19 protein-coding genes are annotated in these 22,402 nt (G+C 56.6%); 9 read left to right on the top strand and 10 right to left on the bottom strand.

The features are described 5' to 3' along the window. The first annotated feature begins 89 nt into the window (after nt 1–89). From prfB to ACR0DG_RS02445, 3 genes are all read left to right on the top strand, one after another. On the top strand, nt 90–1,214 hold the full coding sequence (gene prfB / locus ACR0DG_RS02455; RefSeq protein WP_480693970.1) for a peptide chain release factor 2: 1,125 nt from the start codon (nt 90–92) through the stop codon (nt 1,212–1,214). A gap of 183 nt (nt 1,215–1,397) precedes the next feature. Continuing rightward, nucleotides 1,398–2,798, top strand: coding sequence for an amidase (locus ACR0DG_RS02450; RefSeq protein WP_480693968.1), 1,401 nt, complete (start codon nt 1,398–1,400; stop codon nt 2,796–2,798). A gap of 27 nt (nt 2,799–2,825) precedes the next feature. Beyond that, nucleotides 2,826–3,602: a DUF2189 domain-containing protein gene (locus ACR0DG_RS02445; protein ID WP_480693966.1), complete on the top strand. Its 777-nt coding sequence runs from the start codon at nt 2,826–2,828 to the stop codon at nt 3,600–3,602. Nucleotides 3,603–3,628: 26 nt separating this feature from the next. Here ACR0DG_RS02445 and ACR0DG_RS02440 read toward each other — a convergent pair whose 3' ends face one another. The 3 genes from ACR0DG_RS02440 to ACR0DG_RS02430 all read right to left on the bottom strand — a co-directional run bounded on the left by ACR0DG_RS02440 (nt 3,629) and on the right by ACR0DG_RS02430 (nt 7,051). Next, the gene (locus tag ACR0DG_RS02440) at nt 3,629–4,381 is read right to left on the bottom strand and encodes a helix-turn-helix domain-containing protein (RefSeq protein ID WP_480693964.1); all 753 of its coding nucleotides are present in this window, start codon (nt 4,379–4,381) and stop codon (nt 3,629–3,631) included. Nucleotides 4,382–4,671: 290 nt separating this feature from the next. Next, entirely contained in the window at nt 4,672–5,232 is a 561-nt protein-coding gene (ilvN, locus tag ACR0DG_RS02435; protein ID WP_480693962.1) for an acetolactate synthase small subunit, read from the bottom strand. 67 nt (nt 5,233–5,299) lie between these two features. Continuing rightward, the gene (locus ACR0DG_RS02430) at nt 5,300–7,051 is read right to left on the bottom strand and encodes an acetolactate synthase 3 large subunit (RefSeq protein ID WP_480693960.1); all 1,752 of its coding nucleotides are present in this window, start codon (nt 7,049–7,051) and stop codon (nt 5,300–5,302) included. A 424-nt stretch (nt 7,052–7,475) separates the two neighbouring features. On the opposite strand from ACR0DG_RS02430, the gene ACR0DG_RS02425 reads away from it, so the two are divergent. Beyond that, nucleotides 7,476–8,321, top strand: a complete 846-nt coding sequence (locus ACR0DG_RS02425; RefSeq protein WP_480693958.1) for a HalD/BesD family halogenase — start codon at nt 7,476–7,478, stop codon at nt 8,319–8,321. Nucleotides 8,322–8,413: 92 nt separating this feature from the next. On the opposite strand, the gene ACR0DG_RS02420 is transcribed toward ACR0DG_RS02425, so the two are convergent. Next, complete coding sequence (locus tag ACR0DG_RS02420; RefSeq protein WP_480693956.1) at nt 8,414–9,061, bottom strand: response regulator transcription factor; 648 nt, start codon at nt 9,059–9,061, stop codon at nt 8,414–8,416. Beyond that, nucleotides 9,058–10,482, bottom strand: a complete 1,425-nt coding sequence (locus ACR0DG_RS02415) for a cache domain-containing protein (RefSeq protein ID WP_480693955.1) — start codon at nt 10,480–10,482, stop codon at nt 9,058–9,060. The genes ACR0DG_RS02420 and ACR0DG_RS02415 overlap by 4 nt, the downstream gene beginning before the upstream one ends. A 248-nt stretch (nt 10,483–10,730) precedes the next feature. Between ACR0DG_RS02415 and ACR0DG_RS02410 the strand changes: the two genes are divergently transcribed. The 3 genes from ACR0DG_RS02410 to ACR0DG_RS02400 all read left to right on the top strand — a co-directional run bounded on the left by ACR0DG_RS02410 (nt 10,731) and on the right by ACR0DG_RS02400 (nt 15,235). Beyond that, entirely contained in the window at nt 10,731–11,813 is a 1,083-nt protein-coding gene (locus ACR0DG_RS02410) for a TRAP transporter substrate-binding protein (RefSeq protein ID WP_480693953.1), read from the top strand. A gap of 123 nt (nt 11,814–11,936) precedes the next feature. Next, nucleotides 11,937–12,863 carry a TRAP transporter small permease subunit gene (locus ACR0DG_RS02405; protein WP_480693951.1) on the top strand — a complete coding sequence of 309 codons (927 nt, stop codon included), beginning with the start codon at nt 11,937–11,939 and terminating at the stop codon, nt 12,861–12,863. 17 nt (nt 12,864–12,880) lie between these two features. Then, nucleotides 12,881–15,235 (top strand): TRAP transporter large permease, encoded by a 2,355-nt coding sequence (locus ACR0DG_RS02400; RefSeq protein WP_480693949.1) that lies wholly within the window; start codon nt 12,881–12,883, stop codon nt 15,233–15,235. A 57-nt stretch (nt 15,236–15,292) separates the two neighbouring features. Here the strand turns inward: ACR0DG_RS02400 and ACR0DG_RS02395 are convergent, their stop codons facing one another. The 5 genes from ACR0DG_RS02395 to ACR0DG_RS02375 all read right to left on the bottom strand — a co-directional run bounded on the left by ACR0DG_RS02395 (nt 15,293) and on the right by ACR0DG_RS02375 (nt 19,122). Continuing rightward, nucleotides 15,293–16,651, bottom strand: coding sequence for a dicarboxylate/amino acid:cation symporter (locus ACR0DG_RS02395; RefSeq protein ID WP_480693947.1), 1,359 nt, complete (start codon nt 16,649–16,651; stop codon nt 15,293–15,295). A 237-nt stretch (nt 16,652–16,888) separates the two neighbouring features. Further along, the gene (locus ACR0DG_RS02390) at nt 16,889–17,293 is read right to left on the bottom strand and encodes a VOC family protein (RefSeq protein WP_480693945.1); all 405 of its coding nucleotides are present in this window, start codon (nt 17,291–17,293) and stop codon (nt 16,889–16,891) included. A gap of 6 nt (nt 17,294–17,299) precedes the next feature. After that, nucleotides 17,300–18,124, bottom strand: a complete 825-nt coding sequence (locus tag ACR0DG_RS02385) for an arginyltransferase (RefSeq protein WP_480693943.1) — start codon at nt 18,122–18,124, stop codon at nt 17,300–17,302. A 78-nt stretch (nt 18,125–18,202) separates the two neighbouring features. Next, nucleotides 18,203–18,634, bottom strand: coding sequence for an RDD family protein (locus tag ACR0DG_RS02380; protein WP_480693941.1), 432 nt, complete (start codon nt 18,632–18,634; stop codon nt 18,203–18,205). Nucleotides 18,635–18,699: 65 nt separating this feature from the next. Next, nucleotides 18,700–19,122 carry a DUF2852 domain-containing protein gene (locus ACR0DG_RS02375; RefSeq protein WP_480693940.1) on the bottom strand — a complete coding sequence of 141 codons (423 nt, stop codon included), beginning with the start codon at nt 19,120–19,122 and terminating at the stop codon, nt 18,700–18,702. 197 nt (nt 19,123–19,319) lie between these two features. Here ACR0DG_RS02375 and ACR0DG_RS02370 point away from each other — a divergent pair, with 197 nt between their 5' ends. Together ACR0DG_RS02370 and ACR0DG_RS02365 are read left to right on the top strand one after the other, a co-directional pair. Then, nucleotides 19,320–22,109 (top strand): [protein-PII] uridylyltransferase family protein, encoded by a 2,790-nt coding sequence (locus ACR0DG_RS02370; RefSeq protein ID WP_480693938.1) that lies wholly within the window; start codon nt 19,320–19,322, stop codon nt 22,107–22,109. After that, complete coding sequence (locus ACR0DG_RS02365; RefSeq protein WP_480693936.1) at nt 22,096–22,368, top strand: hypothetical protein; 273 nt, start codon at nt 22,096–22,098, stop codon at nt 22,366–22,368. The genes ACR0DG_RS02370 and ACR0DG_RS02365 overlap by 14 nt, the downstream gene beginning before the upstream one ends. The last annotated feature ends 34 nt before the right edge of the window (nt 22,369–22,402 follow it).

Genomic DNA, 22,402 nt, shown 5'->3' with positions numbered 1-22,402 from the left:
CCACTTGCGCTTTCGGGGCTGCGCTGTCTTGTGGTGGCCCCAAGCTCTTGCTATCACGCAAGCCTGTTTGAGCAAGTTGGGACCTGACCATGCGCGCCGAAACCCAGAACATCGTGGCGGAAATCGAAAAGTCGCTAGAGCTGCTGGCGCAGCGCATGGACTATGAAACAGCGCCTCATCGTCTCGAGGAATTCAATGCGCGCGTTGAAGACCCGAACCTGTGGGACAACCCCGAGAACGCACAGAAGCTGATGCGCGAGCGTCAGATGCTGGTTGATGCGATTGAGACCTATGAAACCATCAAGACCGATCTCAGCGACAATATCGAGCTGATCGAACTGGGCGAGATGGAAGAGGATGCCGAGGTCGTCGCCGATGCTGAAGGTGCGATCAAGGCGCTTGGCGAAAAGGCCGCCAAGAAAGAGCTGGAAGCTTTGCTGGACGGTGAGGCCGACAGCAATGACACGTTCCTCGAGATCAACTCGGGCGCAGGTGGAACCGAAAGCTGTGACTGGGCCTCGATGCTGGCGCGGATGTATGTGCGGTGGGCTGAAAAGAAGGGTTACACGGTCGAGCTGCAATCCGAGACAGCAGGTGAAGAGGCCGGGATCAAGTCGGCCGCTTACAAGATTTCCGGGCATAACGCCTATGGCTGGCTGAAATCGGAAAGTGGCGTGCACCGTTTGGTGCGTATCTCGCCCTATGACTCGGCGGCCAAACGGCACACATCATTTAGTTCGGTCTGGGTGTATCCGGTTGTTGATGACAATATCGAGATCGAAGTGAACCCGGCGGATATCCGTATCGACACGTACCGGTCATCAGGCGCTGGTGGGCAGCACGTGAACACAACCGACTCAGCTGTTCGGATCACGCATATTCCCACGGGGATCGTTGTTACCAGCTCGGAAAAGTCCCAGCACCAGAACCGGGACATTGCTATGAAGGCGCTGAAATCGCGTCTGTATCAGCAGGAACTGGATCGTCGGAACGCAGATATCAACGCAGCCCATGAGGCCAAGGGGGATGCGGGTTGGGGTAACCAAATCCGATCCTACGTATTGCAGCCCTATCAGATGGTCAAAGACCTGCGAACCAATCATGAAACCTCGGACACTAAGGGTGTTCTTGATGGGGATCTGGATGGTTTTATGGCGGCGACACTTGCTTTGGATGTTGCAGGCAAAAGCCGATCGGAAGCGCAAGGCGATTGATCTTGGACGGGGGCTCTGCCCCCGCCGCGCTTTGCGCGTCTCCCCCGGGATATTTAGGGCCAGATGAAGGGATCCGGTTGTACGGATTAAGCCCTGAAAAGATACATTGAAACTGTGGGTTTAATTGGCGAAGAGCCCCCGCTAGGCTGCGCATACGAGAGTATACGTGGACCAAAGGGATCAATGGATTTAAGTCAGGTAACTGCGACAGCGCTTTTGAATGAGATGGCCAAGGGTCATTTGTCTGTCGCGGATGTCATGCGCGCGACCTTGGACCGTATCGCGGCGCTCAATGGTCCGTTGAACGCGATTGTCGGTTTGCGCGACGAAGACGATCTGATGGCCGAAGCCAGAGCGTTGGACGAAGCACCTAGCAAAGGGGCACTGCATGGTTTGCCCATTGCGGTCAAGGATCTGGTCAATGTAGCGGGGGTTGTTTCGACACAGGGATCTCCTTTGTTTCGGGATCACGTGCCGGACAAGGACGATCTGATTGCGGCCCGGATGCGGGCTGCGGGGGCGATTTTAATCGGAAAGACCAACGTTCCTGAGTTCGGGTTGGGTTCGCACACGTTCAACCCGGTCTATGGCGCGACGTGCAACCCATATGATGACACCAGAACATGCGGTGGCTCATCGGGAGGCGCAGCCGTCGCATTGGCAACCGGAATGGTGGCATTGGCGGATGGGACGGACGCGATGGGCAGCCTACGAAATCCTGCCGCGTGGAACAACGTGTACGGGTTCAGGCCCAGTTGGGGGCGGGTGCCGGCAGAACCTGCAGGTGACGCGTTCTTACATCAGCTTTCAACGTTAGGTCCAATGGCGCGAAGCCCAGAAGATATAGGTCTGTTTTTGGATGTGATATCGGGCCCTGATCCAAGGCAGCCGTTGAGCGTGGACATTACATCGGTGTCTCCTGTTTCAATCGCGGACCTTAAAGGTTTGCGGATTGGTTGGCTTGGGGATTGGGCGGGGGCTTTTCCATATGAAAGTGGGATTGCCGACCTCTGTCTGTCCGCTGTTTCAGTTCTGGAGGACATGGGGGCCCATTTCGAAGCAGTAACGCCTGGTTTCGAAGCCGAACGTATCTGGGATAGCTGGACAACCCTGAGATCGTGGAGCGTTGCATCCAGCCTGGCGCCGCTGACGGAACACCGGTCTATGCTGAAAGACACAGCGCAGTGGGAGTTGGATCGCGGATTGGCTTTGACCGCGATGCAGGTCCATCGCGCCAGCGCTGAACGGACTGAGTGGTTCAGGCATGCGCTCACCCAATTCGAAAGCTACGACGCATTGATACTGCCGTCGGCGCAGGTGTGGCCATTCGCGATAGAAACACCGTATCCGACCGAAATCGCGGATACAAAAATGGATACCTATCATCGCTGGATGCAGGTCATGACGCCGGTCAGCTTGATTGGGTTGCCATGCTTGTCGGTTCCGGTGGGCTTTGGTGATGACGGTCTACCGATGGGAATGCAGATATTCGGCCCGCGTGGCGCGGATGCGCGGCTTTTGTCGATTGGGGCCGCTTATCATGCTGCAACCCAGTGGCCGCAAAATAAACCTGCCCGGCCATAGGGCGGAATTAGGGAGGAATAACACAGAATGGAAAAGCCGTTTGGTGTTCCGAAAATGGGTCCAGCAACGACAGACATGCTGCGCGAGGCGTTGCGCAAGGCGTGGGCCGACTATCGGCGCGCGCCTGTCTTTGGACTGCTGTTTGCCGGGTTTTACGTTTTGGCTGGTTGGGCAATGGCTTTGGTTACGGTGCAAACCCAGACATCCTATTGGCTTGTGCTTGCAGCCATCGGATTTCCGTTGCTGGGCCCTTTTGCCGCCGTCGGACTTTATGAGGTGTCTCACCGGCTGGAACAAGGAGAGCCGCTGGACTATCGGTCGATTTTCGGAGTTGTCGTGCAACAGGGACGCCGTCAGTTGCCCTCGATTTGCGCCATAATTGTCGTGGTGTTCCTGTTCTGGTTTTTTCTGGGGCACATGATTTTCGCGCTGTTCATGGGGCTGTCCACCATGACGAACGTTTCAACTTCGCTCGAGGTATACATGACGGCCAACGGGTTAACGATGCTGGCCGTTGGGACTGTGGTCGGGGCCATTTTCGCCACGCTTTTGTACATGATTACAGTGCTGTCGATCCCGATGCTTTTGGATCGAGAGCTTGACTTCGTAACCGCCATGATCGCCAGCTACAGTTATGTTAGTGCGAACCTGCCTGTCATGCTGGGGTGGGGGATGTTTGTGGCCATTGTGACCTTTATCGCGATGATCCCGTGGTTCTTGGGTCTTTTGGTTGTGCTTCCATTACTGGGCCACGCAAGTTGGCATCTTTATCGCCAAATTACCCAAGCTGAAGCCGAAACATAGTCGGCAAACCCAAGGGTTGTTTGCAGTCAGATCGCCGCCTTGACAGCGACGGCCTCTGCATGTCGCGCGGCGCGGGCAGCAGCAAGTGCGCCGGCTGGTTTCGTACCAAGATAACGTAAGTTCAATCGACGCATTGTCGTCGCGTTTGCCGTGGTCTTTGACAGGCAGATGGCAACTCCACGCCACCTGTCCAGTTGTTCATCGGCGTCACGGCTCATCAGGTAGATTTTGCTGTTCTGGGCTGCACGACTGGACATCAGAATGTAAATCTGATGCCCGGCGCACGCGGCAATCCCCTGTACTTCGCGCGCTTGCGTTGAGTTCAACGCGTCATTGGTCGGGGGTTCAAAACTGCGGACCATCGTGCACTGCGGCAAGCGGCGTGCATGGAGCACTCGGTGACGTGCGGGTTGTGAATTGTCCAGTGCTGTCTCAGACACATAGTAGAACCCTGCTGGCAGAAGGTTTTCATTCAGTGTTTTGGGGCCTGATCCCAAAAAATCAGTCAGCGCCATTGCAGCCGGATGGTGGGCAGGACGATCGATTTCATGCAAAGGGCGCAGAAGAATACGTGCGTCTACGTCAAAAAAGCGACAGATACGGTCCAATACGTCCGGCCGCGGAAAGCTCTCACCGCTCAGATATCTGTTGAACTGTGTCCGGTTGATACCAAGCTGGCGGCAGAGTTCTGAGATTGAGGGGTACTGCTGCGAAAGCAGGCGCAAGTTTGCGCCGAACACTTTGCGCAATTCAGCTGGGTTGCGGCTGTTATTGTTCATTTCCGTCCCGGTTACTTGGTGTTTTTTTGTAAACCCAGTGTGCCCGACCGATTGGTCGACCACTTTCAAGCAATCGTAACGAAGACCCTAACTGACGCATCCCAACGCCAAGTTACGCGCTGAGGCTAGCGTTCCACAACGCAAACGCAATAGGCATTTGACTATTTTGTCTAAAAATTCCGAGGTTTTATGACGGCAAGAAACCCCAAAGTGAGTTTAATCTCGTAAAAACAAATACATGAATTTGTAGCCCCGCAACTGTCGCTTTTTGTTTTGCGGGGCCACTATGTTCAATCTCCGCGCAAAAGTGCGGCAACGCCGGTTCGCGCGATCTCGATCAAGCCTAGCGGACGCATCAGGTCGGCGAACGCGTCGATCTTGTCAGGCGCTCCGGTGATTTCGAAAATGAAGGAGTTCAGCGTGCTATCGACGACATTGGCGCGAAAGATATCTGCCAGCCGCAGGGCTTCGACCCGCTTGTCACCTTCACCTACGACTTTGATGATCGCCAGCTCGCGTTCGACCGAGGATCCTTCGACTGTCAAATCATGCACATCGCGGACGGAGACAATACGCCCTAGTTGGGCTTTGATCTGTTCGATAACTTGGGGTGTACCTGTGGTGACGATAGTGATCCGGCTCAGGTGACCGGTATGGTCGACTTCGGCAACGGTCAGGCTTTCGATATTGTATCCACGGCCCGAGAACAGGCCAATAACACGAGCCAGAACACCCGGTTCGTTTTCGACCAGAACCGCGATCGTGTGCCGTTCCTGCACGTCCGAGAAGGTGGGCCGTAGGTTATAGGCCGAATGGCGTGTAGAGCCTTGTTTGATATGTAGGGCAGACATTTATGTCCCTTTCATCATCCTGCGTAAGTCGGGCACCGGAGCGCCCGACAAAATTCGACGAATTTTGTTAAACCAGAACCGAACCTTTGGAGTCGATCACGCCCTGCGTTTCGGCCTCACCCAGCAGCATCTCGTTATGCGCCTTGCCTGACGGAATCATGGGGAAGCAGTTTTCGTGCTTTTCGACCAGACAATCGAAAATGACCGGGCCGTCGTAATTGATCATCTCCATGATCGCGTCGTCCAGATCGGCCGGGTCGGAACAAAGGATGCCCTTCGCGCCAAATGCCTCGGCGAGCTTGACGAAGTCCGGCAGCGCCTCGGACCAGGAATGTGAGTACCGCTCGCCATGCAGCAGTTCCTGCCATTGGCGGACCATGCCCAGACGTTCGTTATTGAGGATGAACTGTTTTACAGGCAGGCGGTACTGCGTCGCTGTACCCATCTCCTGCATGTTCATCAGCCAGGACGCCTCACCCGCCACGTTGATCACCAACGCATCTGGATGAGCCATCTGAACACCGATGGACGCCGGGAAGCCGTAGCCCATTGTGCCCAACCCCCCCGATGTCATCCAGCGGTTGGGGTCTTCAAAGCCCAGGTACTGCGCTGCCCACATCTGGTGCTGACCAACTTCGGTCGTGATGTACCGGTCGTGGTTCTTGGTCAATTCCTCAAGACGTTGAAGCGCGTATTGCGGTTTGATTGACTTTTCGCTGTTGGTATAGGCGAGGCAGTTGATTTTGCGCCACTCATTGATTTGACCTTGCCACTGCGCGACTGAGGCTGCGTCAGTTTTTCGACCACGCGCTTTCCAGACTTTCAGCACATCCTCAAGGACATGCGCAACATCGCCGACAATGGGTATATCGACCCGGATCACCTTGTTGATCGACGAGGGGTCGATGTCGATATGCGCCTTTTTCGAGTTGGGTGAGAACGCGTCGATGCGACCGGTGATGCGGTCGTCGAAGCGTGCGCCGATATTGATCATCAGATCGCAGTCGTGCATCGCAAGGTTGGCCTCGTAAAGACCATGCATACCCAGCATACCCAGCCAGTTCTCTCCCGACGCGGGATATGCGCCCAGTCCCATCAGCGTTGAGGTGATCGGAAAGCCTGTCGCGTCGACCAGCTCGCGCAGCAATTGGCTGGCTGCGGGGCCAGAGTTGATGACGCCACCGCCTGTATAGAAAACCGGTTTCTTAGCGGTCTCCATCGCCGCAACAAGTTCGGTGATCTCTTCCAGATCACCTTTCAGAACAGGCTGGTAATGCGAAGTCGAAGGTTTCGGCGGGCTGTATTCACCAGAGGCGAACTGAACGTCCTTTGGAATGTCGATCAGCACCGGGCCGGGGCGGCCCGAGGTGGCGACATGAAATGCCTCGTGCAGTGTTTCGGACAGTGCATCGGTGTCCTTCACCAGCCAGTTATGCTTGGTGCAGGGGCGCGTGATGCCGACGGTGTCAGCCTCCTGAAACGCGTCGGAGCCAATCATGAATGTCGGAACCTGACCGGTCAGAACAACCAGCGGGATCGAATCCAGCAAAGCGTCTGTTAAACCGGTGACCGCGTTCGTGGCCCCCGGACCCGATGTTACCAGCGCGAGGCCGGGTTTGCCTGTCGACCGGGCATAACCTTCGGCGGCGTGAACTGCGCCCTGTTCGTGCCGCACCAGAATGTGGCGAATGTCGTTTTGCAGAAAAATCTCATCATAGATGGGTAGCACGGCGCCGCCGGGATATCCGAATACCGTGTCCACGCCCTGATCCTTGAGGGCCTGAACCACCATCTTTGCGCCGGTCATCTCACGTGTCATCTGCTTTGCTCCGTTCGCGACATGTGTCTTGCGTTTGCCAAAAAAAAGCCCCCGAGGTTTTCGGAGGCGCATGGGTTCGATTATGGTTTACCGTCACCGGCCCATGCGCGTCTTTCCTACGATTACGACTAGCGTTCTCATCGCCAGAGGCTCCCTTTTTTCGTGAGGGGACATTATGTGCGGGCGATGAGGCCGTCAACAGGCAATCGCACCAATTTTCTATCCTCAGTGACGAATTTTGCGACATTTTATTGCGCAGATTGACGCATCACGGGAATTTTCGCGAATGTGAGCGTTTTCTTACGTGGATTCGCGCGTTTTCCAATCAGTCAGAAAGCGTCATTGCGGTGTCTTAAACGGGCATGATCCCTTGTCAGAGCTGAGTCACGCTGGTCTGGATCTTTCAGTAATGTTGAGGTGGTTCATGCTGCACGATCTTGTGGATCTGGGCCGATACCCGATCGATTGCCCGGGCTCGCGCGCTTATGATCAATTGATCCGCGATTTACGGCGCGAGCTGGATCAGGACGGATGCGCTGTTTTGCCGGGTTTTGTTCACGCGCAGGGTGTCGCGATGCTGTTGGACGAGGCTGACGCACAGGCGGGGAAAGCACATCGGTCTTTTAACCGAACCAATGCGTACTTTACGCAGGACGATCCCAGTTTACCGCTTTCGCATCCTGTCAGGAATTTTTTCGACAGGTCGAATGCGTTCATCCCGGCAGACAACTTTCCGGAATCCGGGCCATTGAGGCGGATTTACGAGTTCGAGGGTTTTTTGCCATTCATCCGTGATGCCTTGAATGAGCCAGAGGACAAATTCTTTCGATACGACGATCCGCTGGCTGATGTAATTGTAAACATGGTTGAAGGCGGCCAAGGGTTCCCATGGCACTTTGATACCAACAACTTCACCGTAACGCTGGCCATTCAGAACAGCGAAGAGGGCGGAGCGTTTGAATACGTCCCCAACTTGCGCGACGCGCGGGAAGAGAATTTTGATGCGGTGGCGTCTGTTTTGGCTGGCAATCGCGCGCGGGTTCGGCAGTTGGAATTGCAGCCGGGCGACCTGCAGATCTTCAAAGGGCGATATTCCTTGCATCGTGTGGCACCGGTGAGCGGACCACGGCGTCGATACGTCGGCATTTTCTCATTCGTCGAGGCCGAGGGCATGTGCGGCGGTGTTGAGCGAACGCGGCAACTATATGGTCGGGTTTTGCCGCATCATTATGCGAAGGAAGGGATACGAGCAGACGATCTGCTGGATTGAAAAGCGGGAAGGGTGAAAGCGCTCCCGCCCGTTGTCGACACGCCTTTGGCGCGTCTTCGCCGGTTGGGCCGGGCAGCGCTGCGCGCTGCGGGTCAAAACCCGGGGCTGGTACCTTGCAGAACCCCATGCTCCAGAGCGTAGCGCGTCAGGCCCGCCGTTGATGAGATCCCCAGTTTGCGTTTGATGTTCTTGCGATGTGTTTCCACGGTGCGAACCGAGATATCCAACGTTTGCGCGACCTCTTTGTTGGACTTTCCCTGTGCCAGTTCCAGCAGGATGGTCTGCTCTCGCCCCGTTAGCGCTTCGCGGGTGCTGTCGCCCTTGGGTTCGAGTGAACCACTGGCACCAGTGCACAGGTATTGCCCGCCCTGCATGACGACATCTATGGCTTGCTTGATTTCGTCAGTGGGCACGTCCTTGAGGACATACCCTTTGGCGCCGTGGCTGAGCGCGGTCGAGATATACTCGGGGCTGTCATGCATCGACAGGATCAGGATGCGCGTCTCGGGCAGGCGTTCGAGAATTATCTCTGTCGCGCTAAGCCCACCAAGGCCAGGCATGTTCAAGTCCATCAGGATGACGTCTGGCGCCAACGTGGCCGCCTGATCGACAGCGTCCTGACCGCTACCAAGCGTTCCAACCACCGTGATCTCGTCATAGCTTTCCAGGATCGACTGAATGCCTTCGGCAACCATTGGATGGTCGTCGACGATCAGAACCCGGATCGTGCGATCGCTCATGTACCGGCCTTTCGATTTGGGGTCGCTTCTTCTTGTGGTGGCAGCAGATGGCTGAGTGGCAAGCCAACTTCGATCGCCGTTCCACTGCGCGATGACAGGATGCGCAACGAGCCGTCAAGCTGTTCGATCCGCTCTTGCATGTTGCGCAGACCGATTCCAGTGCTTGTCTGGTCTGGACCGCTGCGCAAGCCGCGACCGTTATCGGTGATCCGCATCGTTGCGCCTTTTTTGTGGCCGCGCAAATCAATTGTCACGTGGGTCGCGCCCGAGTGACGTTCTATATTAGTAAGCGCTTCCTGCGCGATGCGGTACAGCGCGATTTTGCTGTCCTGATCCAAGCGGTTACGGAAAACGACGGTCGAAAACTCGGTTTCGATGCCGGTACGGTCTCGAAAATCATCTGTCAGCGCCTTCAGGGCAGGGCCAAGGCCCAGATCGTCCAACACGCCGGGGCGCAGATCGCGGCTGATGCGTCTGACTTCGGTAATGGCGGTACCAAGATGGTCAATCCCTTTGTTCAGCGGTTCGCGCGCGCCGTCATCGTCGCCGCGCGACAGGCGGCGTCTGGCGTTATCCAACGCGTACCGAACGCCGACCAGTATCTGGCTGATCCCGTCATGGAGTTCGCGCGCAACGCGGCCGCGCTCTTCTTCCTGCGCGTCAAAGACGCGTTGGGTCAGCTCTTTCAGTTTGGCATCGGCCAACCGCCGTTCGCGGAAGTTCAGCAGCATGCCAGAGGCGAACACAATCAAAACGGCTGCCAGAACGATACCGCCGATATACATGAAGGTACGTTGAACGCGCGCCTCGACCTCGGCCCGTGCGTTCGCGACAGTGGCCACGATGTCGTCAATAAACACGCCTGTTCCCACGGCCCAACGCCAATCCTGCAGGCCGACGACGTACGCGATCATCTGCGCCTCTTCACCGGTCGACGGTTTCTGCCACATAAAGCTGTGCCACCCGGCACCTTGCCGGGCGAGGCGAATGAACTCATCCACGACCGGAGTACCGTCGCTATCGGTCAGGCCTTCCCAATTGCGGTTGATGAACTGTGTCTGGCGCGGGCTGACGAGGTTGTTCCCGTCATAGTCGTAGACAAAAAAGAAACCGTCCTTGCCGTAGATCATCGCTGACAGGATTTGAGTGACGAGGTTTTGTGCTACTTTGTCGTCAGGGGATGCGCGCCCATAGATATAAGCAAACCCGTTGCGCGCCTGCGTTACGTAATTCTTTAGCTCTTCTTTTTTGGCTTCGATCAGGCGACCTTCCAAAGCGCGAATTTCCCGTTCGGCAGTTGCCCGCGCTTCGTAGGTTACAAACACCGCAATCGCGGCCACAGCAGCCACCATCGGGATGGCAGCGACAAGCGATAGCTTCTGGCCGTAGGTCAACGAGATGATGTTGCGGATTCCCCTCATGGTCGAATCGATACGCAAGCGCGCAGGAAAATGCAAAATTTTTGGGCTGGATACCCAAAGCGTGATGTTTTCCGAGCCGATTTTAAGGTAACAAACGCGATATTAGCGCTAACGGCAGCCAAAAAACCCATCCGGCTACGTAGTACTAGGTATTCCCTTTCAAAGCCCGGTGATTAGGCTGGCCCGCACTGAAAACGACTGCCCCGGCAACGGTCGGGGGTTTTGATATGTAGGGGAGGAACACTCATATGGATCGTCGTTCATTTCTGAAAACATCCGCTCTGGGCGGCTCGGCAGCTGCAGCCACCACGCTGGCAGCACCGGCTTACGCACAGGGTAAACGCACCCTCACTATGGTGACATCGTGGGGTCGCGGCCTGGCGGGTGTTTTCGACGCCGCTCAGCGTAGCGCCGACAGCATCACTGCAATGTCGGATGGCGACCTGACGGTTGAAATCAAAGCCGCAGGTGAACTGGTTGGCGCGTTCGAGGTGTTTGACGCGGTATCGTCCGGTCAGGCCGACATGTATCACGCGGCAGACTACTACTTTGTGGGTCAGCACCCGGGCTACGCATTCTTTACCGCTGTTCCGTTCGGCATGACCGCACAGGAACTGGTGAACTGGTACTACCATGATGGTGGTATGGAACTTCATGACGAGCTGGGCTCGATCTTCGGCCTGAAATCCTTCCTCGCTGGTAACACCGGTGCGCAGGCAGGCGGCTGGTACGCTAAAGAGATCAACGGCCCCGAGGATTTCCAAGGTCTGAAGTTCCGTATGCCGGGTCTGGGTGGTCAGGCGCTGGGCAAACTGGGCGCGTCCGTTCAGAACATTCCGGGTTCGGAAGTGTATCAGGCGCTGTCGTCCGGCGCGATCGACGGAACCGAGTGGATCGGTCCGTGGGCTGACGAAAAAGCCGGTTTCCAGGAAATCACCAAAACCTACTACACTGCGGGCTTCCATGAGCCGGGTGCGGGTTTGACGCTGGCTACCAACCGCGACGTATTCGACGAACTGACACCTGCACAGCAGAAGATCATCGAGATCGCAGCAGCCGAGGCGCACCAGTGGAACCTGGCGCAGTTCCTGGCCAACAACGGTGCAGCCCTGCAGCGTCTGCAGTCCGGCGGCGTGAAGGTTCTGGAATTCCCGGACAGCGTTTGGGATGCCTTTGGTAAGGCCAGCCAAGAAGTTCTGGACGAAAACATGGGCGACGAGCTGTTCAAGAAGATCCACGACAGCGCAATGTCGTCGATGGCTGCCTCGTCCGCTTGGCAGAACCTGTCGTCGAACGCCTACACAGCCCAGCGCGACCGCGTGCGCGGCTAAGTAGCGGTTCAATGCTCAAACGGTTTCCCCGCCCTGCGCGGGGAGGCCTTTCCCTTTGCACAAGCGTGGCCTGGACACGCCAAGAAAAAGCTGCTGTGCAACTGAAGCTACCCTGGGGACAACATGCAGGACGATAACGGTATCTCGTTCTTCGGCGCCCTGTGGAATGGGCTGATATGGTTCATTCAGAACATTGCCGAAGCCTTCTACAATTTCGGATATGCCATCACGCATCCGCAGCTCTGGCTGAACTGGTCGGACAAAGAAGCCATCATGCGCTTTGTCTACTATGGCGGTTCGGTCGAGTTTTTCTTTGTGGTCTTCACACTGTTCCTCGTTTTGACAGGGTTCGGATTGTACTATCGGAACTTCATGTGGGGCATGGTCCGCGTCCTTGAAGGGTTTGCGAACACGACTGGACGGTTCTTTGCATGGGCTGGTTTGTTGATGGTGATCCAACAGATCATCATCGTTTTCATGCAGCGCGTCTTTACACGCCCTGACATGGCATTTGGGTTCGGTATCCCATTCCAAATGGACATCAGCTGGTTTGCAGAAGAGCTGAAGCTTTACAATGCGATGGTCGTCTGCCTGTGCTGCACCTACACATTTGTGCAGGGTGGGCACGTGCGCGTTGACCTGATTTATGCGGGTATTAGCCACCGCGCGAAACGTGTCGTGGACATGTGCGGTGCCGTATTGTTCATGATGCCGATGGCTGTGCTGACCTGGATGTACGGCTGGTATTTCATGTGGCGTCACCTGATCGTGCCGAAACCCTCAGCGAGTGACACGCTGGATCGCCTGGTGGCCAAATCCCGCGCGCTGCGTTGGAACGTGGAAACCATCGGGTTCAGCCCCAACGGATTCAACGCCTACTTCCTGTTCAAAATTCTACTGGTTGCTTTTGCTGCCATGGTGTTCCTGCACGCTATTGCGTTCCTGTACCGCTCGTACCTGGAATACACGGAAGGACCGGACAGCGTTGGAAAATACCTCGACAAGGACAGCCTTGGCGAGGGTGAAGAAGCCTACGAAGGCGCACATTAGGGACGGAGACCCAGACTATGTTATTCGGACTTGATGGCGTCGAGATAGGCCTCATTATCGTATTCTTCTGCCTTTTCGGGGGCATCCTGTCAGGCTTTCCGGTGGCCTTCGCCATTGGTGGCGCGGGGGTTATCTCTTTCGGGATTATCGCCGCGTTGGACAGCGCAGGATTGCTGATCCACCAGGCGATTGACACCAGCTCGCAGGCCTACCAAGACCTTGTGAACTCTGGGGTTAAACCTGACTCGGTTTCGGTTTTCCGCTTTCCGGACTTACCAAGGATCGCCGAGCCGGTCTTTGTGCAGGGGTGGGAAACCGCGCTGGATCGCAACGTCTCGTTCATCGTCAACCGTATGAACGAACGGGTTTTGGCGGGTCAGTCGATCGAAACCCTTCTGGCTGTGCTGATGTTCGTGTTGATGGGCATCACGCTGGAACGCTCAAAAATCGCGAATGATCTGCTGACCACGATGGCGCGCGTCTTTGGCCCGTTGCCGGGTGGCTTGGCCGTATCGATCGTTGTTGTGGGCGCATTCCTTGCCGCCTCGACCGGTATCGTGGGTGCGACCGTGGTAACGATGGGCCTGCTGGCACTGCCGACCATGCTGCGAAACAACTACTCGCCCGAATTGGCGACGGGTGTGATTGCGGCTTCGGGGACGCTGGGGCAGATCATTCCACCGTCGATCGTGATCGTTCTGCTGGGGACGCTAGCCGGCGATCTGTACTCAACCGCGCAGGAATCACGCGCCGTTGAGGCCGGATGTACCGATGCGCTGACCTATCTGGGCGAGCCCGCCGTGGTTTCGGTTGGCACATTGTTCCAGGCGGCGCTGCTGCCGGGGATCATGTTGGCCTTGCTATACGCGCTGTATGCCTTTGGTTACGCGCTGCTGAATCCGGAAAAGGCACCCGCCGTTGAGATTTCTGGCGGCAGCGGAGAGCCAATCACCCGCTCCGAAGGTCTGACCTGGCTGCTGGGTGCACCGGTTGCGCTGATCGTTGGCACTGTTCTTCTCAGCAGTGCGGGTGTGATCGGCAGCCAGAACACCACCGTTTCGGCATTCTCTGACATCGGGCAGGGCGCATCGCTGCGCACTAATGTGTCCGAAGAGTGCAAGATCTCGATGATTGAGCTGCACGGTCAATCCGCGTGGGACCAAGCCGTCGCCGAGCAGGAAGAAATCGACGCAGCAGGCGGAACCACCGAGTCCACCCGATTGACCGACGAAGAATTGGCTGCTGCCAAAGAGGCAAAGATTGCAGCTGCTGCTCCGATTGGCACGGGTGTTGCGGTCATGGTCCTGCTTCTGGGTCTGACGCTGGTCATGGGCCGGGGTATCGCGCCGTCCCGACCGACGCAGCCGCTGATTGTTGGGGCAATCGGTCTTCTGTTGATGCTGTTGGTCGACGTCGTCCTGATCTCGCCCGTCACTTCATCGGGTGCGACCTTTATCATGCTGGCGGTTCCGTTCGCTCTGGCGATCTACGGGTGTAAGGAAGCGGCGGCGCGTTGCGCGACAAACGATCTGATCCGGGTGGTCTTCCCACCGCTGGTCCTGATCATTGCGGTTTTGGGGTCCATCCTTGGTGGTGTGACCAACCCGACCCCAGCCGCCGCGTTGGGCGCGGGCGGCGCGATCATGCTGGCCGCCTATCGCAAGCTTCAGGATCAGGGCCGGTCCGGCAAGGTGATCATCTGGGCAACACTTGCGGTGATCATTGCCCTACTGATGGGGGTCAACTTTGACCTGCGGATCAATCAGGGTAGTGCCACGGCTGAAACCTGGATCGCCTTTATCATCGCATACGGCGCATATCTGTTTGCCCTGTTCGGTTTGCTCTACGGATGCTGGATCCTGTTTGCGAGCGGTGTTCTGACACCGGTGGTGCGCGAGACGGCCAAAGTGACCTCGATGGTGTTTACCATTCTGATCGGGTCGCAGCTGCTCAACCTCGTGGTGATCTCGTTCGGCGGGGAGCACTATATCCAGCAGTTTCTGCGTAGTTTCGACAACGAATTCACGGTCTTCCTGATCGTGATGCTGGTGTTGTTCATTCTGGGCTTTGTGCTGGATTTCCTTGAGATCATCTACATCGTGATCCCAATCGTGGGTCCGGTGATTTACGGCGGGTCATTCGATCCGAAATGGGTCACGATCATGGTTGCGGTGAACCTGCAGACGTCGTTCCTGACGCCACCCTTTGGATTTGCTTTGTTCTATCTCAGGGGGGTTGCCCCGAAAGAGGTCACGACGGGTCATATCTATCGCGGGATCATACCGTTCGTTTTGATCCAGGTGGTGGGGATCGCGATCCTATGGTTCTTCCCGTCCATCGTCACCATCGTTCCGGACTTGATCCCGAACTGATTTGGCGGAAATAGAAACGCGAAACCGGAGGCCCTGTTGGCCTCCGGTTTTTTGTTTTCAGCTTTGTGCTTTCGCATGCGTCAACTCTGCAAAGCTGGTCTCTGTCTCATGGTCTATTTCCAAAGACTGCGATGTCAGAGTGCCAGCATCGGGGTCGTTGAATACAGCACGGTCCAGTTTGCCGACCTTTTGCGCAACGATGGTGGTGACCACCGCGTCGCCGGTAATGTTAACGACCGTCCGCATCATGTCGATGATCCGATCCACAGCCAGGATGATCGCAATCCCGTCCAGAGGCATCCCCAGCTGGTTCAGGACCATGGCGAGCATGACGATACCGACACCCGGCACTCCGGCGGTCCCGATCGAGGCAAGAACCGAGATCGAGATGATGGTCATGTAACCACCAAGACCAAGGTCGATCCCGTAGGCGTTTGCCAGGAACACCGTGGCGACACCGTGCATGATTGCCGTGCCGTCCATGTTGATCGTTGCGCCCAGCGGAATGCCGAAGGACGCGACCGAGCGATCAACGCCCACACGCTGGGTCACGCACTGCATGCTAGCAGGGATCGTCGCGTTCGAGCTTGAGGTCGAGAATGCAAAGACCTGTGCGGAGCGCATCTTACGAAGGAACTCGCGTGGGCTGAGGCCGGTGAATACGTACAGCAAGACCATCAGTGTCACACACAGGTGGAACACCAACGTCAGCGTGATCGTCGTCAGATATCCCATGACCGGAGCAAAGAGGCTGAAACCCTCCATCGCAAAGGTCTTGGCGATCAGGCAGAAAACGCCGATTGGGGCGAACGCCATCACAATCCCAACGATCTTCATCGCCAGATCATTCATGAAGGTGCAACCCTCCACAAAGCTCTTGGCGCGGCTGCCCATCATCAAAACAGCGATGCCGACGACGATCACATAGAAAATGATCTGCAGCATTTCCCCATTGGCCAAAGCCTGTACGGGGTTCTTTGGAATGATGTTAGCCAGAATTTGCCACGCCGTTTCTTGCGACGCGACAGAAACGCCCTGATCTGCAAGGTGCATCCCGGTAAAGCCAATGCCCGGATTGATCAGGTTGGCAAAGACCAACGCCGTCATCACAGCCAGCGCGGTAGTGGCCAGGTATGTCACGAAGGTCAGTCCGCCAACGCGCCCAAGAATTTTGATGTCGCCTATGCCGACAACGCCACACAAGAGTGAAAACACCACCAGTGGAACGACCAGCATTTGAAGGGCGTTCAGGAACATTTGTCCGATCATCGTGAACAAACCGTTGACCAGCGTGTCCTGCAGGACCGGAACATGCCAATAGTTTAGGGCCAATCCCAGAATGGACCCCAACGCCAATGCTGTCAGGATCTGAGTTGTAAGGTTTGCTGAAACCAGTTTACGCAACATATGTGTCATTTAACTTCCTCTTCCCAAACCCCGAACAGCAGGCCACATGCCTGCCGCCAGAACTGCAAAGTCAGTGAGGCCCAGAGAGGCGGGCCAGCTAAATGTGCGGATTTGCACGGGGGTTGAAATTAGGTGGTGACGTTAGGGCAAGTTTCAACTGCCCAGAGAATAGGCGAAACATTAAGTTTGCTTAATTTTCGCGCAGAAGGCTGGGATATGGCCGCTGCAGCCCTTTCAAAAACTACCCTATGGGCCTTCTTGGCTGCGGAATTGAATGAGGTCCCAGCGGTTCCCAAAAGGGTCCCGCCAGACGGCGACTTTGCCGTATACCTCGGTTCGTGGCTGTTCTTCGAAATGAACGCCATTGGTTCGCATCTGGGCATAGTCGCGATCGAAGTTATCTGTTTCCAGAAAGAACCCAACGCGCCCGCCCGTTTGATTGCCGATAGCAGCGCTTTGGCTGGGGCCGTCCGCTTGCGCCAAAAGTAAGGTGCCGCCTTCAGACGTCGGCGGTGCAACGCGCACCCACCGTTTGCCGTGACCCAAGTCGATATCTTGCAGCAGGGTAAAATTCAGCTTTTCAGTAAAGAAAGCAATTGCCTCGTCATAGTTCGGCACGACCAGAGTCACCGCATGAAGCGATTGCCGCATGGGCTGTCAGCCTTTGGTCGGGTGGCGATCGGGCAGTTGAATATTCGCCACCTGCTCTGCGATCGGTGCGGTCGACAAAGGATGGTGACTGGAGTCTGTCAAATCAGATGGATCGCCCACGCGCACCCATTTACCGCGAATATAGGCTTCAAGCCCCGAGAAGCGGGCTTTGTATCCCATTTTCGGGCTGCCGGGCACCCAATAGCCAAGGTACACATAGGGCAGGCCCGCCTCGCGCGCGATGTCGATATGATCGAGGATCATGTACGTCCCCAAAGAGCTTTGCGGCTGCTGCGGATCGTAAAACGAGTAGACCATGCTGAGGCCGTCATCCAAGACATCGGTCAGGCTGACGGCGATCAGATTGTCGGTTTCAGGATCGGCATATTCGACAACCCGGCTGCGGATCGGGGTTTCCTCGATCATGGCGGCAAATTCGAACACGTCCATGTCAGCCATCCCACCGTCAGCGTGCCGCGTATCAAGGTACCGGCGGAACAGCTCATATTGCTCGTCCGTGGCCCAAGGTGAGTTGGCTTTGCGCTGCAGGTAGGCGTTCTTTTTCGCCGCCCGTTTCTGGCTTTTGCTAGGGGTAAAAGCCGATACGTCGATACGCGCCGAAAGACAGGCCGCGCAATCCGCACAGGACGGTCGATACAGGACATTCTGAGATCGGCGAAACCCTTGTTGAGACAAGGAGTTATTGAGTTGATCCGCGCCTTCGCCCTGAAGGGCTGTAAATAGTTTACGCTCCATCCTGCCCTCAAGATATGGGCAAGGCTGTGGTGCCGTCACATAGAATTGTGGCGCGATAGGCAGCGTGTGTCGCATGAACGTCCTGTGTTTCCTGGACCGGATGATAACAACCGATCCCGGAGCCGCCAAGTGATTCAAGGGGCTTGCTTTATTTTACGCGCGTTGGTTGATCATCACTGTTCCCAGGAAGGCATCAGTCAGGCCCTGACAACGTGCACTGGTCATCATCATGACGGCCGAAATGACCTGTATCACTATGAAAGTCATGCTGATGAAGTAACCAGCCGTGTGGGCCACCGCTTTCCCCAGATCCATACGCGCGCCGAATGAATCGCGCAGTTCAATCCCCATAAAGCGCATGCCCAAAGTTGCCGAACCATTTGAAATAGTGACAACGCGGTAGATGAAACTGACGACCGCATAGATAAACGGCAGAAAGAAAAGCGCTGTACCCAGTGTCAGGAAGACGGGCACGATGCATAGCAACGAGATCAGGGCGATATCAAACAGCCAAGCGACAAATCGTTTGGTGGCCACCGACTGATAAAACTCAGGCTGGCGGTCGGGATCGGGCAGGTGGGTCATTCAACTATTTCCGGCTGGTTATTCGAATTACCCTGTCCCGAAATGCGGGGCAGGGCAAGTTTGCATCAGGCGCGATCGTCACTTTCCGCATCGTCGGTGTTTTCGCGTGCGCGTTCGTCCATGAACTGGTCGAACTCGGCCTTATCCTTGGCCTCGCGGAGGCGATGCAGGAACGCTTCGAAATCTTTCTGTTCGCGTTCAAGGCGGGCTAACGTATCGGCCTTATAGGCATCAAAGGCGCTGTTGCCCGAGGGTTTCATCGCGCTCATGTGGCTGTGCCAAGTTTTGCGGCGGCTGCAGGATTTGTTGAACATGCGTTTGCTCCAGATCATATATGCCAGAAGGGCAAGGCCGACAGGCCAGAAGAGGATAAATCCAAGGATCATGGCCGCGATCCATGCCCCTTTGCCCTTGTCGTCAAGCCAGGATTCGGCGCGGTAAAGCCATCCCGGATTTTCAGGGACGGCGTGGTTGGTCAGTGCGGTCATGTTCGTTCTCCGGGTTGATGTAAATCGTTTTCACATTCAATAGATGGTAGCTGCTGCGGGTGTTGCAAGAGGCAAATGTGAAAAACTTTTACATTGGAAGAGATGGGACAGCTAAGACCCTTGGAACGACCGCACTTTCTACTTGTGCAGGCCATTGAAATCAGGCCATCTCTGAACAGTATGTCGCTGGAGGGTACATGCCTGACGCTCTTGTCATTCGCAGAATGCCGCGCCCGTTTGATCAGTCTTTGGGTGATGAAACGCGCGCCTTGGTGCCCGTAGCGAAACCGGAACAAGGCGAATTGATTGCCGGTACTGCAGGATCCAGCCCATACCTTAAAGGTCTTATGGATCGGGAAAGGGATTGGCTGGCGCAGGCCTTGCAACAGCCTGATCAGGCCTTGGCTGAGGTTATGTTGGCGGTGAAGGAACTGCCGCCGGACCAATTAAAACCGGGTCTGCGTCAGGCAAAGCGAAGGGTTGCCTTGTTGACAGCGCTTGCAGACCTTGCCGGTGCGTGGCCGTTGGAAAAAGTGACCACCGCGCTGACTGACTTTGGCGCTTTGGCGGTGGATGTGGCCGCGAAGGCCGAAATTTCTGCTTTGATCCGTCGTGGCAAGTTGCCGGGAATGGTCGAGGGTGATGTCGAAACCGCAGCCGGGCTGATAGTTCTGGCGATGGGTAAGATGGGTGCCCACGAGCTGAACTATAGTTCGGACATTGATCTGATCGTGCTGTTCGACGAAACGCGTTTTGAGCCGGATGATTTTTACGATGCCCGTCACGGAATGGTGCGCGCGACACGCAACTTTTGTGCGACGCTCAGCGACAAGACAGCAGACGGATATGTATTTCGCACCGACCTGCGTCTGCGCCCGGATCCCGGAGTAACGCCGGTCTGCATAGCGACCGAGGCTGCGGAGCGCTACTATGAAAGCTTGGGCCGTACATGGGAACGGGCCGCTTATATCAAGGCACGTCCCTGTGCAGGTGATATCCAAGCGGGGCTGCGGTTTTTAGAAACACTGCGCCCCTTTGTCTGGCGACGTCATTTGGATTTTGCGGCGATACAGGACGCCCACGACATGCGGCTGCGTATCCGCGAGAACAAAGGGACCGGAGGCACCCTGACCATCCCGGGGCACGACATGAAGCTGGGGCAGGGCGGCATACGCGAGATCGAGTTTTTCACCCAGACCCGTCAATTGATCGCAGGCGGACGCGATCCTGATCTTCGCGTGCGCGGAACGGTTGAAGGGCTTGCGGCGCTGGCGGCCAAGGAATGGGTACCGCAAGATGTGGCCGAGAAGTTGACTGGCCATTACCGTGCGCACCGCGAAGTCGAGCATCGCATCCAGATGGTTCATGACGCCCAAACCCACAAAGTCCCCAAAACACCGGACGGGATCGAACGCGTGGCTTGCCTCATGGGGATCGACAGCGCCGAGCTGACGTCTGATCTGAAACAACGTCTGACCGAGGTGCATGAGTTGACCGAGGGGTTCTTTGCCCCGGGCGGGGCAACGGTTGCGTCTCCGCCACCTGTCACATTCGATCAGGGCGTTATGGCGCGCTGGCCAGCGTATCCCGCGCTCAGGTCTCAACGCGGCGCGCGGATTTTTGAGCGCCTGAAGCCTGAATTGTTGTCTCGGTTGGCGAAGACCGCAAAACCTGACGAAGCCTTGTTGGCTCTGGATGGATTTCTTTCGGGCTTGCCAGCCGGGGTGCAGCTGTTCTCGCTGTTCGAAGCTAACCCTCACTTGATTGATCTTTTGCTTGATATTGTAGGCACGTCGCACGCGCTGGCGGCCTATCTGTCGCGCAACGCATCTGTGTTTGACGCCGTGATCGGTGGCAGCTTTTTTGATGATTGGCCCGGGCGGGCAACTCTGCAAGCCGACCTAGAGCAAGCACTGGCCGAAGAATCCGACTATGAAAGGCAGCTCGATCTGGCGCGGCGTTGGTGCAAGGAATGGCATTTTCGTGTCGGCGTGCACCATTTGCGTGGCCTGATCGACGGGGCCGGGGCGGGGCGGCAATATGCCGATCTGGCCGGCGCCGTAATTGCTGCGATCCTGCCTTGCGTTGCGACACAATTCGCCACGAAGCACGGGCCGCCGCCAGGGCGGGGCGCTGCTGTTCTTGGGATGGGCTCGCTAGGGGCGGGGCAGATAAATTCTCAGTCTGATCTGGACATGATCGTCATCTATGACCCAAAGGATCAAGAGATGTCGGAAGGGCCGCGTCCACTAGCCACGCGGACCTATTATGCGCGTTTCACACAGGCATTGATCACCGCGCTGTCCGCTCCGATGTCACAAGGCAAGCTATACGAGGTCGATATGCGCTTGCGCCCTTCGGGTAACCAGGGGCCGGTCGCCACCAGTTGGGCAAGCTTCAAAAACTACCAGCAAGAAGAGGCATGGGTATGGGAACACCTTGCCCTGACACGCGCGCATGTTGTGGCTGGGGACGATGGCCTTGCAGATGACATCGAAGCTTTTCGCGCTGACTTGCTGTCGCAACTGCGTGACCGCGCCCATGTTCTGCGCGAAGTGGCCGAGATGCGAGGCCGTCTGGCCGCTGCAAAGTCACCTGCCGGAATCTGGGATGCCAAAAACGGCGCGGGTCGCCTGATGGATATCGAGCTTATGGCCGAGACAGGCGCGTTGTTGTCGGGCGTGGCAGAGCGTGATGTGCATACCGGTTTAGAAGCTGCGGTCGCTGCTGATCTATTGGATGTCGCACAGGCGCAGACGCTGAAACAGTGCTACGACTTATGCTGGTCCGTACAATGCGCGGCACGGCTGCTGTCTGGCAAGGTGATTGAGGCCGACAAAATTGGCGAAGGTGGCGCTGGATTCCTGTGTCGCGCCACTGGGTTTGAGCAGGTCGAACAGCTTCAGGCCGCGCTTCAGGAAAGCTACGACACCGCCGCCGAAATCATCGGCTGCGTGATTACGGAGGATGACGATGGCGCGCAGTGACGATCCGAATGATCACAAGGGCCTGATCCACGAGGCGTACCGCATCGATGGGATAACTTTGCCTGAATGCCGCAGCATCTTCCTGGATTGGGCGTTGAGCCTGCCAGCAGATCGCGATCAAACGCAGGCACTAAGCGATTTGCACGAGAAATTTGTGGCACAGGCGGCAGAGCATCCCATGACCCAAGTATTGGCCGAGGGTCTGCAGGCTGCAAAAGCTCCGAAACGACGGGGTGGCTGGCGGTCACGACCGCGCTAGGGCTTTTCCCTCGGACGGTTCGCCTCTATGAGGG

Source organism: Ruegeria sp. BG8, assembly GCF_056538325.1.
This window is presented reverse-complemented; position numbering and strand designations above follow the sequence as displayed.

What these genes read in the sequence shown, in the direction of transcription:
- prfB (WP_480693970.1), top strand. Translation starts at nt 90, where the DNA reads ATGCGCGCCGAAACCCAGAACATCGTGGCGGAAATCGAAAAGTCGCTA.
- ACR0DG_RS02450 (WP_480693968.1), top strand. Translation starts at nt 1,398, where the DNA reads ATGGATTTAAGTCAGGTAACTGCGACAGCGCTTTTGAATGAGATGGCC.
- ACR0DG_RS02445 (WP_480693966.1), top strand. Translation starts at nt 2,826, where the DNA reads ATGGAAAAGCCGTTTGGTGTTCCGAAAATGGGTCCAGCAACGACAGAC.
- ACR0DG_RS02440 (WP_480693964.1), bottom strand. Translation starts at nt 4,381, where the DNA reads ATGAACAATAACAGCCGCAACCCAGCTGAATTGCGCAAAGTGTTCGGC.
- ilvN (WP_480693962.1), bottom strand. Translation starts at nt 5,232, where the DNA reads ATGTCTGCCCTACATATCAAACAAGGCTCTACACGCCATTCGGCCTAT.
- ACR0DG_RS02430 (WP_480693960.1), bottom strand. Translation starts at nt 7,051, where the DNA reads ATGACACGTGAGATGACCGGCGCAAAGATGGTGGTTCAGGCCCTCAAG.
- ACR0DG_RS02425 (WP_480693958.1), top strand. Translation starts at nt 7,476, where the DNA reads ATGCTGCACGATCTTGTGGATCTGGGCCGATACCCGATCGATTGCCCG.
- ACR0DG_RS02420 (WP_480693956.1), bottom strand. Translation starts at nt 9,061, where the DNA reads ATGAGCGATCGCACGATCCGGGTTCTGATCGTCGACGACCATCCAATG.
- ACR0DG_RS02415 (WP_480693955.1), bottom strand. Translation starts at nt 10,482, where the DNA reads ATGAGGGGAATCCGCAACATCATCTCGTTGACCTACGGCCAGAAGCTA.
- ACR0DG_RS02410 (WP_480693953.1), top strand. Translation starts at nt 10,731, where the DNA reads ATGGATCGTCGTTCATTTCTGAAAACATCCGCTCTGGGCGGCTCGGCA.
- ACR0DG_RS02405 (WP_480693951.1), top strand. Translation starts at nt 11,937, where the DNA reads ATGCAGGACGATAACGGTATCTCGTTCTTCGGCGCCCTGTGGAATGGG.
- ACR0DG_RS02400 (WP_480693949.1), top strand. Translation starts at nt 12,881, where the DNA reads ATGTTATTCGGACTTGATGGCGTCGAGATAGGCCTCATTATCGTATTC.
- ACR0DG_RS02395 (WP_480693947.1), bottom strand. Translation starts at nt 16,651, where the DNA reads ATGACACATATGTTGCGTAAACTGGTTTCAGCAAACCTTACAACTCAG.
- ACR0DG_RS02390 (WP_480693945.1), bottom strand. Translation starts at nt 17,293, where the DNA reads ATGCGGCAATCGCTTCATGCGGTGACTCTGGTCGTGCCGAACTATGAC.
- ACR0DG_RS02385 (WP_480693943.1), bottom strand. Translation starts at nt 18,124, where the DNA reads ATGCGACACACGCTGCCTATCGCGCCACAATTCTATGTGACGGCACCA.
- ACR0DG_RS02380 (WP_480693941.1), bottom strand. Translation starts at nt 18,634, where the DNA reads ATGACCCACCTGCCCGATCCCGACCGCCAGCCTGAGTTTTATCAGTCG.
- ACR0DG_RS02375 (WP_480693940.1), bottom strand. Translation starts at nt 19,122, where the DNA reads ATGACCGCACTGACCAACCACGCCGTCCCTGAAAATCCGGGATGGCTT.
- ACR0DG_RS02370 (WP_480693938.1), top strand. Translation starts at nt 19,320, where the DNA reads ATGCCTGACGCTCTTGTCATTCGCAGAATGCCGCGCCCGTTTGATCAG.
- ACR0DG_RS02365 (WP_480693936.1), top strand. Translation starts at nt 22,096, where the DNA reads ATGGCGCGCAGTGACGATCCGAATGATCACAAGGGCCTGATCCACGAG.